Genomic DNA, 11,922 nt, shown 5'->3' with positions numbered 1-11,922 from the left:
CACCACCGGCCGTCGCGTCACACCGCGTCAGGTGGGATACCTTTTTGCCCGGCGAGCACCCTTCCATGCCAACGAATGGCACGAGAGGGTGCACAGGGCGTTCGCGTCTGCCTCGACATCTGGCACCCGGACTGCTGGACGCTACAGGTGACGAGGGAGACGAGCGGCGGCTTGCTCGGCCACGGCGTCCACGAGATCGACGGCCTCGCCAACGGGCGTTTCACCGCCTACGCCGACACGGCCGAGGAGGTCGACGAACTGCTCGCGGCCATCCGCGCATCCCCGCTGACCGAGTCGGTGTGGGAGACCGACGAGCACGACGGCGACGTCGGGGTCCCGGGGAGCGCCGCCCGCGGCATCGTCGTTCGCTACGACCTCAAGAACTCAATCAACGACGCCCTCGTCTCCCGGGGGTTCATCCCCGACGAGCCGGTTCGGATGCAGGGCGGCCGCGAGCGCTGGACCGTGCTCGTCCACGAGACGCGACGGACCGTCCACGAGCGGTTAGCGGAGATTCGAGCGGAGCGAAACGCCGACATCGACGTGGAACTCATCACCGCCCCCGAAGACGGCGGCGGCATGTTCCGAACCGATGCGCTCTCCGAACGTCAGCGCGAGGTGTACGAACTGGCCCGCCGCCGCGACTACTACACGTGGCCCCGCGAGGTGAGCGCCGCGTCGCTGGCGGCCGAATTGGACATCTCGAAGGCGACTCTCCTCGAACACCTCCGGAAAGCCGAATCGAAACTGCTCGGCGACTACTGACTCCGTTCTTCGGGTTCTCGGGGTCGAAATCCGGCGGGTCGGCGCTCGGCCCACTCATGAGAGGGAGGGGTACTTTACCCGATACTCGAACCATGTGACAGTATGTCATCGGTAGACGTGAACGACGGGCGGAGCCTCTCGCGGGACATCGGACTGTTCGGCGCGGTGAGCACCGTGGTGGCAGGCACTCTCGGCGCGGGGCTGTTCGTCACCCTCGGCACGGCGAGTTCGACGACGGGGCCGAGCGTCATCCTCGTCGTCGTCCTCTCGGGGCTGCTCGCGATGAGTATCGCGCTCAACTACGGCTGGATGGCGACCATCTTCCCCGGCGCGGCGGGGTCGTACGCCTACGTCTCACGGACGTTCGACAGCCGTCTCCCCGGGTTCGTGGTGACGTGGTCGAAGTGGCTCGGCTACATGGCCGCCGACGCGGTCCTCGCCATCGGCTTCGGGAGCTACTTACAGGTGTTTTATCCCTCGGTCGACCCGACGCTGGCCGGATTCGGCCTGCTGACGGCTCTGTTTCTGGTCAACCTCGTCGGGTCAAAGAGTTACAGCGTCTCGCAGAACGCCATCTTCGGCTTCCTCATCCTGTCGATACTCGTGCTCGTCGGCCCCGGCCTGCTGAACGTCGACGCCGCGAACTACCAGCCGTTTTTCACCGGCGGCTTCGACGGCTTCGTCGCCGCCGCGGTCCCGCTGTTCTACGCCTACATCGGCATCGCCGTCGCCGGGCAGATGGGCGCGGAGGTGAAGAACCCCTCGCGGAACCTCCCGTTAGCGATGGCCGGCGGGACGGCCATCCTCATCTTCCTGTACGTGCTGACCGCCGCCGTCATCTACGGCGTCGTCGGCGACTACACGGTCCTCGCGAACTCGGCGCGTCCGCTGTCGACGGCCGCCGAAGTGTTCCTCGGCGACATCGGAACGGCCATCGTCGGCGTCGGCGGCCTGCTCGCGACGGCGTCGTCGGTCCACGCGGTCATGGCCGCGGGCATCAAGATGCCCTACTCGTGGGCGTGGGACGAGGTGTTCCCCAAGAAGTTCTCGGCGGTCTCCGACCGCTTCGGGACGCCCCACTGGTCGCTGTTGACGCTCTACGTCGTCGCCGCCGGGCTCACCTTCTGGAGCACCGGCCTCAGTCAGGCCATCGCTATCGCGACGTTCAGCTACCTCATCGCCTACGCCGCGGTGTCGATAACGGTGCTGTACGTGCTCTACAGCCGCACCGACCTCCGCGCGGAGGCGGGCTTTTCCCGCCCGTCGCTCCTCACGGTGACGGGACTCATCGGCTCGCTCGGCGCGGTCGGGCTCCTGACCGAGGCGTACAAGGGTTCGCTGTCGATTTACGTCCCGTGGGTCGCCGTCGGCCTCGTCGTCTTCGGCGTCTACTGGTACCGCGGCCAACAGAAGGACCACGACGTCGAGGCCATCCTCGGGACGCTCCCCGGCGTCCCCTCCGACGAGTACAACCCCTCGGTTCGCGGAGTGAGCGATGACTGACGACGCGACACCGCGCGGTGACCGCTCTGACGACTCCGACTTCGGCCTCGACTCAGCCCTCCGCGTCGACCCCGACGAGACCATCGACCTCTTGCAGGAACTCGTGCGGATTCCGAGTCCGTACTTCGAGGAGGCCGAGATAAGCGAGTTCGTCTACGGGTGGTTGGACGCCCGCGGGCACGACCCGGAGTACCACCACGTGAGCGAACCGGACATCACGGAGTACGAAGGCGACAACGTCGTCGCCCGACTGGCGGGGCCGGACCCGGACGCGCCGACGCTCCTGTTGAACGCCCACGTGGACACCGTGAAACTGGTCGAAGACTGGGACGAAGACCCGTGTTCGGGTCGCATCGAGGACGGCAAACTGTACGGGCAGGGCGCGTGCGACATGAAAGGCGGTCTCGCGGCCGTCATGACCGCCTTCGACGCCCTCGCCGACTGCGACCTCGCCGGCGACGTGCTCCTCACGGCCGTCGTGGACGAGGAGGGGCCCTACGGACTCGGCACCGACCGGCTCATCCGAGACGGCGTCGTCGACGACTGCGACGCCGCAATCGTCACCGAACCCGGACCGATTCTCGCGCAGGAGGACGTCGAGAACCCGGCGCTCCTGCTCGGTGCGCGCGGCCGCTACTTCTACGACATCGAAGTGCGCGGGGAGGCGGCCCACGGGTCGAAGCCGGACACCGGCGTCAACGCGGTCGTCGAGGCCGGCAGGCTCGCGGCCGCGCTCGACGACCTCGACGTGGGCGACCACCCGAAACTCGGCTCGGGGTCGACCTGCCCGCTGAAAATCGAAGGCGGAAGCCAGACGCTTTCTGTCCCCGAGCGCGCTCGCCTCATGGTCGACCGCCACGTCGTCGTCGGCGAGACCCTCGAAGACGCCCGCGCCGACGCCGAGCGCACCGTCGAGGAACTCGGGTTGGAGAGCGAGGTCGACGTCGGCTTCCGCGAAGCCCCCGACGAAGGCATCCGTTACGGCCCCTACGTGACTGACGAGGACCACCCGCTCGTGGGCGCGCTCGCGAACTCCACCCGCGCCGTCGCCGACACCGACCCCGCCTACGGCTACTTCTCCAGCGTCGGCGACTTCAACTACCTCGGCGACCGCGCCGACCTCCCGACGGTCATCGTCGGTCCCGACGGCGAGAACATCCACGCCGCCGGTGAGTTCGTCTTCACCGACGACGTGGTCCAAGTGGCCGACATCGTCGCGGACGCCGCCGTTCGGTACCTCGGCTGACTCGGCGTTCGTGCCCGTTCCCGAGGCCGCGCGTTCTCAGCTCCGAGAATCGGGCGTAAACACCTAACAGCCCCGCCCGGTACCTCGGACGCAATGACAGCGCCCCCGCTCACGTCGGTCGTTTCGGACCGCACCGACGTCGAGCTCGCCGCCGTCTTCGAGCGCGTCTGGGAGGCGCGGGGCTACGAGACGCGCGTCCGGTTCCGCGGCCCGGACGTGCACGTCGAAGCCGCCGGGGAGACGCCCGAGGGCGCGACGCGCGAACTCCGAATCTGGATTACGACCACCGGAACCGTCACCGCGGACAAGACGAGTGCGTTCGTCCGACGATGCGAGCGCGCCGGTATCGAACCCTACGTGGCGGCGGTCGGAGGCGGCCGCGTCGCCCCCGACGCCCACCGCCGCGGCCTCGTCGTTCTCGACGCGCCGGCGCTCGCCGTCGAAATCCGCGAGACCGGCGTCGAATCGTTCGTCCGCGACCTCGCTGCCCGAGAGGAACCGGCGGCGACGAACTGGCTGGGCGAGCGAATCGAAGGCCGCGGAGGCGATGGCGACGACGGCACAGAAGGCGAGCGTGACGAAGCCGAAGGCGACGAGGCCGACCGACTCACTCGACGCGAGGCGCTCAAAAAGGCCGGCACCTACGTCGCCGGCGGCCTCGTCACCTACCTCGCCGTCGAGCGCGTCTCGGATGTCGTCCAGCAGTCGCCGGAACTCCGCGCCGCGGTCGCCCGTCACGCGGTGTGGGTCGACGACCGCCTCCCCGACGTAGCGCTCCCGACCGTCGAGTGGTCACTCCCGACGCCGCAACCACTCTCCGAGGAATCGACGCTCCCGAATCGAACGACTGCGGTGGCGACGCCAACGAACGCGACGACGATTCCGTACGGCGACCTCCGGACGAATCCCGAGTCGTACGCGGGAACGACCGTCACGTACACCGGTCGCGTCGAGGAGACGATGGAACGCGACGAGGTCCGACTGGCGCTCGTCGCCGTCGAGGACGACCGGGGGCGACTGAGCGGCGATGTGGTCGCCCGCTGGCCCACCGGCCGCTTTTTCGACGGCGACATCGGCTTTCGACTGCTCGCCGACGAGCGCGTCCGACTCTGGGGCGTCGTCGCCGGCGAGGGCTCGATTTCGGGCGGCGTGCAGTACCCCCGCATCGACGTGTCCGTGTTGGAGAAGTCGTGAGCGAGTCGGTTGCGGGGCGAGCGAGACCGATGGTGATTACTCGGTCGCGAGGCGAGAGCGAGGTGGCCGATGACGACGGCACCGTTCCGAACCGAACTAGGCACTCGGTGATGCGGAGCCCTATGAGTGCCGAGGCCACTTTCTCACGCGAAGTCTCTCACCCCTCGGCCAGCGTCACGCGACCCGGTGAATTTGCCGCCCGAGCATATTAAACCCACTCTCGGTTCGAGTCGCGAGAGAACGGGGCGAGTAATACAACAAACTCAATCAAGAACACACAGAAAGAAACAATGGCATCAGTCGAGATACTAGCACTTGCGGCGAGCGTCCCGATAGTCGTCGCGTTCGTCCTCCTCGCCGGGCTTCGGTGGTCGGCGGCGCGGTCGATGGGCGTCGGCTGGGTACTGGCGACGGCGTTGGCGCTCACGGTCTGGCACATGGAGCCGACCGCGTGGGCGGGGGCCGCGATATACGGCGCGCTGGAGGGGCTCAACATCGTCCTCATCGTCTTCGGGGCGATTCTGCTCATGAACTATCTCGAGGTCAGCGGTTCCATCGAGACGATTCGGTGGTACTTCCGCCGACTGGAGCGCGACCGCCGCATCCAGTTGCTCCTCATCGGGCTCGGCTTCGAGACGATTATCGAGGGCGTCGCGGGGTTCGGGACGCCGGGAGCGCTGGCCGCGCCGCTTTTCATCGGGCTCGGCTTCCCGCCGCTGGCGGCGGCGGTCTTCGGCCTGTTTTTCAACGCGCCGAACCCGCAGTTCGGTGCCGCTGGGACGCCGATTATCGGCGGCGTCAGCCAAATCGAGTCGATTCTCCCGGCGGCGATGGCTGGGGGACCGTTCCGGCAGTTGGTCTCGGCATGGACCGGCGTCATGACCGGACTGACGTTCGCGTTCTGGGGCCTCCTTGGCGTGTTTCTGCTGGTCTACTGGTTCGGCGACGACGACGAGCGGTCGGTGCTGGGGGCCGCGCGTGCCGCCGCGCCCATCGCGCCGTTCGCGCTCGTCCTCGGGGCGTTGACCGGGGCGGTTCAGCTCGCGGTCGCGTGGTTCATCGGCCCGGCGCTCCCCGATATCGCCGCCGGCTTCGCCGTCCTCGCCGTCGGCGTCGTGATGGCCGACCGGGACGTGCTCGTCCCGTCCGAGCGGTGGACGTTCCCCGACCGCGAGGGCTGGCTCGACGAGTGGCTGGGCGGCCTCGACCCGTCCTCTCTCGACACCGACGAGCCGCGAAAGCGGATGCCGGTCTGGATGGCGTGGGCACCGTACGTCTCCGTCGCGCTCGTGCTGCTCGTCACGCGCTGGCCGACGTTCGACCTCGTGTCCGTCTTGCAGGGGTACACCGTCGGTCCCTACGAGATATTCGGGTACGAGACGATGTCGTGGTCGCTGGCGTATCTCTACCTGCCGGGGACGATGCCGTTTCTCCCCGTCGCTGTCCTGACCGGTGTGTTCTACCGGATGGACACCGGTGAGATGGCCGACGCGTGGACCGAATCCGGGAGACAGGTCGCGACGGCGGCGGTGACGCTCGTCGTCGCCGTCTCGCTCACGCAGGTCATGATTCAGTCGAGCATCAACCCCACCGACACCGTCGGGATGATGAACGTCCTCTCATTGGTGCTGGCCGAGGGTGCCGGGGCGGCGCTTCCCTTCGTCGCGCCGTGGATCGGCGCGCTCGGGACGTTCGTCACCGGGAGCAACACCACCTCGGACATCCTGTTCAACGCCCTGCAGTACAACGCGGCCGCCGACGTCGGACTCTCCCGCGCGCTCGTCGTCGCCATCCAGAACGTCGGCGGCGGCGTTGGGAACATGATTTCCGTCCTCAACATCGCCGCCATCTCCGGCGTCATCGGCATCGCGGGCCGCGAGGGCGACATCCTCCGGAAGGTGGTCGTGCCGACCGTCGTCTTCGCGCTGTTCGTCGGTGCCGTCGGGTCGCTTCTGGTCTACGTCGTCGCGCCCGGCGTGTTCTGAGCGACCGCCGGGGGACGCCGCCCTCGGAGAGAGCGAACCACTTTTGGGTCGATTCGTGAAACGGACCCCATGCAGCGACTCGAGGAGTCCCTACACGAAGCGCCCATCATCGACAAGGACGGCTACTCCTACCTCGTCCATCCCATCAGCAACGGCGTGCCGATGCTCGATCCGCAACTCCTGCGCGAGGTCGTCGTCGGCATCACCCGCGCGGCCGACCTCGACGTGGACAAAATCGTCGCGCCCGAGGCGATGGGCATCCACATCGCCACCGCGCTGTCCCTCCAGACGGATATCCCGCTCGTCGTCATCCGCAAACGCGAGTACGGCCTCGACGGGGAGGTCGCGCTCCACCAGACGACCGGCTACTCCGAGTCGGAGATGTTCATCAACGACATCGAAGACGGCGACCGCGTGCTCGTCGTGGACGACCTGCTTTCGACCGGCGGGACGCTCGCGGCCATCTGCGGCGCGCTCGACGACATCGGCGCGGACATCTCAGACATCGTCGTCGCCATCCGGAAGGTCGGTGAGACCGCGCTCGACGACACCGACTACGAGGCGACGAGCCTCGTTGACATCAGCGTCGACGAGGACGGCGTCGAGATTCACTGAGCGGAGCCAGTTGCGGTCGATGCGACGTCAGTTTCCCCCTCTCGCTCACCGAGTATGCACGCTCGTGTTCAATACGGTGTGTCAGAGGCAGTGAAATACGCTCGAACGCGAAACTATTATTGAATGGGGGTCGCTCGTGGCGAGTACAGATGGCAGACGACAGCGGTGAACTCGGCCTCGAATACGAAATCGACGACCGGCCGCCGTTGCTGGAGTCGATTCTCCTCGGGATACAGCACGTCTCGGTGATGATCGTCCCGGCGACCGCCGTGGCGTTCATCGTCGCGGGCGCGGTCGGCCTCGGCGTCGCCGACACGGCCTACGTGGTCCAGATGGTGCTCCTGTTTTCGGGGCTCGCGACCGTGGTACAGGCGTACGCCGTCGGGCCGGTCGGCTCGCGGCTCCCCATCGTGATGGGGACGAGCTTCACCTTCGTCGGCGCGGCGACGACTATCGGCGTCGATTACGGCCTGAGCGCGGTGTTCGGCGCGATTCTCGTCACCGGCTTCGTCGTCGAGGGACTCATCGGCTGGCAGTTCGACCGCATCAAACCCTTCTTCCCGCCGCTCGTGACCGGACTCGTCGTCGTCATCATCGGGCTCTACCTCGTCCCGGTCGGCATGGACTACGCCGCCGGCGGGGTCGGAGCCGCCGACTACGGCGCGGCCCACAACATCGGTCTCGCGGCGCTCGTCCTCGGCGTCGCCATCGCACTCAACCTCTTTACCGACGGCATCACGCGACTCCTGAGCACGCTCGTCGGCATCGCCGTCGGCTACGCCGTCGCCGTCCCGCTCGGCGTGGTCGACTTCTCGCCCATCGCCGACGCGGCGTGGTTCGCGATTCCCCGCCCCGGCGCGTTCGGCGTCAGCTTCGAACCGGTCCCCATCGTCACCTTCGCGTTCCTGTTTCTCGTCTCCGCGATGGAGACCGTCGGCGACATGTCCGGCATCACCGCCGCCGAGGGCCGCAACCCGACCGACGAGGAGTTCCGCGGCGGCCTGTTCACCGACGGCTTCATGAGCTCTATCGCGTCGGTGTTCGGCGCGTTCCCGGTCACCTCGTTCTCGCAGAACGTGGGCATCGTCAACTTCACCGGCGTGATGAGCCGGTACGTCGTCGGCATCGCGGGCGTCGTTCTCGCCGTCCTCGGCCTCAGCCCGAAGGTCGGCGCGGCTGTCGCGACCATCCCGAGCGCCGTCTTCGGTGGCGCGGTCCTGCTCATGGCCGGGATGGTCGCCGCCAGCGGCGTCCGTCTCGTCTTCCTCCACACGAATCTCGACCGGCGGAACATGGTCGTCGTCGCCACCTCTCTCGGCCTCGGTCTGGGCGTCGCCACGCGTCCCGACGCGCTCTCGGGACTCCCGCAGGCCGCCGCGACGTTCTTCAGTCAGCCGGTCATCGTGACCGCGCTGACGGCGCTCGTGCTCAACACGCTCGCGCCGGGCGACCAGAGCCCGCTTTTCGACGCGGCAGACGAGTCGGTCGCCGCGGACGGCCGCGCGTCAACCGACGACTGACACGCACCGGATAGCTGATAACCGGTTCCGGTTTCAGTGGTCGGTTTATATTTCGTGTCTCGCGACTGTCGGGAAACCGTCCGGATTACCGACGAATTGATTTCTGTTCGCCGCATCATCACTTCACGAGATGAGCGAGCAGCGGGTCACATTCAACGGGGATACGCGGGTACTGTACCGGCAGGCGGTCAGAACGCCCCTGCCGGACGAGGACGCCGAGCGACTGTTCCACGAGAACATGATGAACATCGCTGACGCCCAAGAGCGGAAGGCGGACATGCTCGCCGACCCCGACATTCCTCTGCTCGAAGCCTACGAGACGCAACTCGAAGGCATTGCCAAGAGCTACAAGCGGCGCTGTCACCACATCGCCGGCGACGACTACGAGGAGATAGCGATGGCGTACAACCGCGGGGAGCGAGACGACCGCGTCGGCGCGCTCACGGCCTACTACTTCGAGGGGCTCTGGCGGATGCAACAGCGAATCACCGTCACCGACATGCTGTTTTTCCCCATCATCCTGCGGTATCCCGACTGCTTTACGGTCAACATCCGCTTCGCCAGCGGCCACACGACCACGGAGTCCGTCCTCTACGAGTCGCCCGAACACTCCACCGAGGAGCTCGACGACGAGTACGCAGAGCGCTACTACAACGAGAGCCTCTACTCGCAGAAGGAGGCCGCCGAGTACATCAGAGACACCGCACAGATAATTCGCGAGGAGTTCCCCAGCCCCGACGAGTCCACGTTCGAGGAGCGACAGTACGGCGGCATCACCTCCGCCGGCGGCCGCAAGGGACCGGTGTTCTCGTCGATGCTCAAACGGGTCGAACCGGACCCGAACCGGTTTTCAGAACCGGTCGACGAGCCGACGCTCGTCGAGGAAGGCGAGGAGGCGCGGCGCACCGAGCGTGAGCTACTCCCCGAGGGCGCTATCGTCCTCTGAGGCGGTCGCCGCCGAGTCGCCGCCGTCTGCCGCCCTGCGAGCAACGGTATAAGTATTTCACCGCCAAAGACGAGCCATGGACGATCACGCGCGGGGGTCGCGCCGCGAGACGCCGCGAGACGTGGTCAGATTCTATCTTCTCGACCACCGGACTGCGGTCGGCAAGACCATCGACATCGCGCTCCTCGCACTCAACCTGCTTTTCGTCGGGGTGTTCGTCGCCGAGACCTACCCGCTCTCGGCGTCGGTGCAGTCGATGCTCTGGTCCGTCGAAGCCGCCGTCTCTCTCGTGTTCCTCGCGGAGTACCTCCTCCGACTCTACGGCGCGCGGGACCGGACCGCCGAACTGTTCAACGTCTACTCGTTCGTCGACCTGCTGGCTATCTTACCGACGCTGGCGGTGCTCGCGCTTCCCATCTCGTCGGTCGCCGCCAACATCGGCTTCCTGCGGGCGATTCGTGTGGTCCGCGTTCTCCGGTTCTACCGCTTCACGCGCGACGAGGAGTTCTTCTTCGGCACCGTCTCGGTCGGCACGCTCCGCGTGATGAAACTGCTGTTGACGGTGCTCACCATCTTCTTCGTCGCCGCGGGGATGTTCTACTCGTTCGAACACCGAGTGAACCCCGGCATCGGGACGTTCGGCGACGCGTTCTACTTCATCGTCGTCGCGCTCTCGACGGTCGGTTTCGGCGACATCGTCCCGATGACCGAGGCGGGGCGGTGGGTGACGGTCGCCGCTATCCTCGCGGGCATCATCCTCATCCCGTGGCAGGCGAGCAAGATCGTCAAGGAGTGGGGCCACCGCGACAAGGTCGCCGTCACCTGCCAGAACTGCGGACTCGCATACCACGACGCCGACGCCTCTCACTGCAAGTCCTGTGGCCACGTCATCTATCAGGAGTACGACTCGCGGGAGTGAGAACGCACGCGGCCGCGACGCAGTCACAACCGCGGGTCGAACCGCCGTCGCTGTTCGAACATTAATGTTTATTATAGATTGGTCTGTACTGCCGGGTACAACAATGTCGGTCGTACGCGTACTTCGCTAACTCTTCTCGTCGCCGCATAGCCGTCCGACCGACCCGAACCATCCAAAATCGTGAGCACAAACGCCACCCCGACCTACGAACCGACCCTGCGAACAGACCGCGAGCAGACCGCCGAGACCGACGCCAGCGCAGACGCCGACCCCACCGACCCCGCGTCAGGCGTCGCCCGGTGTCAGCGCCAGTTCGAATCGACGCGCACCGAGCGCATCCACAACCTCGTCGACCGCGAGAACCGGTCGATGCCCCGGATGAACCGGGAGTCCGCATCCGACTGAGGTGCGTCGGCGGCGCATCTGTGACCGTTCCCGTCTACGTTCACTTGCGGAGACACGTCGCTTGAAGTGAGTGGCCGACCGACGGGAGAGCGATGCGATTGGCACGGATTCGAACCGACGACGGAGTGGTGTCGGGCCGGTACGACGACGGCGTCGTAACGGCCGACGGCGAGGAGTACGAAGTCGGCGTCGACGCCGAGTTGCTCGCGCCCTGCGAGCCGACCGCGCTCTACTGCGTGGGTCGGAACTACGCGGCGACGGTCGACCAGATGGACTACGATATTCCCGACCAGCCGGACTGGTTCATCAAGCCGCCGGTGTCGGTGCTCGGCCCCGGTGCGGACATCGAGTACCCCGACTGGACCGACGAACTGACCTACGCCGGCGAACTGGCGGCCGTCATCGACCGCGAATGTTCGGACGTGGCCGAGGAAGACGTGTCCGATGTGGTCCGGGGCTACACGATTCTCAACGACCTCGACGCGCTCGACCAGCCCGGCCGGACCGCCCGGAAGGCCTTCGACGGCTCCGGGCCGCTCGGCCCGTGGATAGAGACCGACGTGGAGCCCGCGAACATCGACATGACGACCCACGTCGGCGGCGAACTCCGGCAGGAAGCGAACACCGAGCGGATGCTCTTTTCGCCCGCCGAGGTCGTCTCGTTCCTCTCGGAGCGCTACACCTTCCGGCCGGGCGACGTGATTTCGTTCGGCAGCCCGGCGAACCCCGGACTGGTCGAGCCCGGCGACGACGTGGAAATCTGGTACGAAGGCGTCGGAACGCTCACGAACAGCGTCGTCGACGGCGAGTAAGGAGGCGCGCGG

At 66.8% G+C, this 11,922-nt stretch carries 11 protein-coding genes; all 11 read left to right on the top strand.

Annotated features, from left to right (window positions below):
- Positions 1–75 precede the first annotated feature (75 nt).
- The 11 genes from C5B91_RS09865 to C5B91_RS09815 all read left to right on the top strand — a co-directional run bounded on the left by C5B91_RS09865 (position 76) and on the right by C5B91_RS09815 (position 11,910).
- A complete protein-coding gene (locus C5B91_RS09865; RefSeq protein WP_049967612.1) occupies positions 76–765 on the top strand; it encodes a helix-turn-helix domain-containing protein in 690 nt (229 codons plus the stop codon).
- 102 nt (positions 766–867) lie between these two features.
- Positions 868–2,268 carry an APC family permease gene (locus C5B91_RS09860; protein WP_008095785.1) on the top strand — a complete coding sequence of 467 codons (1,401 nt, stop codon included), beginning with the start codon at positions 868–870 and terminating at the stop codon, positions 2,266–2,268.
- Positions 2,261–3,514, top strand: coding sequence for a M20 family metallopeptidase (locus tag C5B91_RS09855; protein ID WP_115819588.1), 1,254 nt, complete (start codon positions 2,261–2,263; stop codon positions 3,512–3,514). The genes C5B91_RS09860 and C5B91_RS09855 overlap by 8 nt, the downstream gene beginning before the upstream one ends.
- 93 nt (positions 3,515–3,607) lie before the next feature.
- Positions 3,608–4,708, top strand: coding sequence for a hypothetical protein (locus C5B91_RS09850; protein WP_115819589.1), 1,101 nt, complete (start codon positions 3,608–3,610; stop codon positions 4,706–4,708).
- Positions 4,709–4,998: 290 nt separating this feature from the next.
- The gene (locus C5B91_RS09845; RefSeq protein WP_008095797.1) at positions 4,999–6,693 is read left to right on the top strand and encodes an L-lactate permease; all 1,695 of its coding nucleotides are present in this window, start codon (positions 4,999–5,001) and stop codon (positions 6,691–6,693) included.
- A gap of 69 nt (positions 6,694–6,762) precedes the next feature.
- Entirely contained in the window at positions 6,763–7,308 is a 546-nt protein-coding gene (hpt, locus tag C5B91_RS09840; protein ID WP_008095802.1) for a hypoxanthine/guanine phosphoribosyltransferase, read from the top strand.
- A 149-nt stretch (positions 7,309–7,457) separates the two neighbouring features.
- A complete protein-coding gene (locus C5B91_RS09835) occupies positions 7,458–8,828 on the top strand; it encodes a uracil-xanthine permease family protein (protein ID WP_008095805.1) in 1,371 nt (456 codons plus the stop codon).
- 130 nt (positions 8,829–8,958) lie between these two features.
- Positions 8,959–9,774: a hypothetical protein gene (locus C5B91_RS09830; protein ID WP_049967608.1), complete on the top strand. Its 816-nt coding sequence runs from the start codon at positions 8,959–8,961 to the stop codon at positions 9,772–9,774.
- 76 nt (positions 9,775–9,850) lie between these two features.
- Positions 9,851–10,693, top strand: coding sequence for an ion transporter (locus C5B91_RS09825; RefSeq protein WP_049967607.1), 843 nt, complete (start codon positions 9,851–9,853; stop codon positions 10,691–10,693).
- A 180-nt stretch (positions 10,694–10,873) separates the two neighbouring features.
- On the top strand, positions 10,874–11,098 hold the full coding sequence (locus tag C5B91_RS09820) for a hypothetical protein (protein WP_049967606.1): 225 nt from the start codon (positions 10,874–10,876) through the stop codon (positions 11,096–11,098).
- 92 nt (positions 11,099–11,190) lie between these two features.
- Positions 11,191–11,910 (top strand): fumarylacetoacetate hydrolase family protein, encoded by a 720-nt coding sequence (locus tag C5B91_RS09815; RefSeq protein ID WP_115819590.1) that lies wholly within the window; start codon positions 11,191–11,193, stop codon positions 11,908–11,910.
- Positions 11,911–11,922 lie beyond the last annotated feature (12 nt).

It is taken from the genome of Haloferax sp. Atlit-10N (genome assembly GCF_003586325.1).
GTDB classification, from domain to species: Archaea; Halobacteriota; Halobacteria; order Halobacteriales; family Haloferacaceae; genus Haloferax; species Haloferax prahovense.
Note: the sequence above shows the minus strand (reverse complement) of the source record. Positions and strands in the feature narration are given on the sequence as shown.

Coding starts and splice junctions, on each gene's coding strand:
- C5B91_RS09845 (WP_008095797.1), top strand. CDS start 4,999: ATGGCATCAGTCGAGATACTAGCACTTGCGGCGAGCGTCCCGATAGTC.
- C5B91_RS09865 (WP_049967612.1), top strand. CDS start 76: ATGGCACGAGAGGGTGCACAGGGCGTTCGCGTCTGCCTCGACATCTGG.
- C5B91_RS09830 (WP_049967608.1), top strand. CDS start 8,959: ATGAGCGAGCAGCGGGTCACATTCAACGGGGATACGCGGGTACTGTAC.
- C5B91_RS09855 (WP_115819588.1), top strand. CDS start 2,261: ATGACTGACGACGCGACACCGCGCGGTGACCGCTCTGACGACTCCGAC.
- C5B91_RS09860 (WP_008095785.1), top strand. CDS start 868: ATGTCATCGGTAGACGTGAACGACGGGCGGAGCCTCTCGCGGGACATC.
- C5B91_RS09835 (WP_008095805.1), top strand. CDS start 7,458: ATGGCAGACGACAGCGGTGAACTCGGCCTCGAATACGAAATCGACGAC.
- C5B91_RS09850 (WP_115819589.1), top strand. CDS start 3,608: ATGACAGCGCCCCCGCTCACGTCGGTCGTTTCGGACCGCACCGACGTC.
- C5B91_RS09815 (WP_115819590.1), top strand. CDS start 11,191: ATGCGATTGGCACGGATTCGAACCGACGACGGAGTGGTGTCGGGCCGG.
- hpt (WP_008095802.1), top strand. CDS start 6,763: ATGCAGCGACTCGAGGAGTCCCTACACGAAGCGCCCATCATCGACAAG.
- C5B91_RS09825 (WP_049967607.1), top strand. CDS start 9,851: ATGGACGATCACGCGCGGGGGTCGCGCCGCGAGACGCCGCGAGACGTG.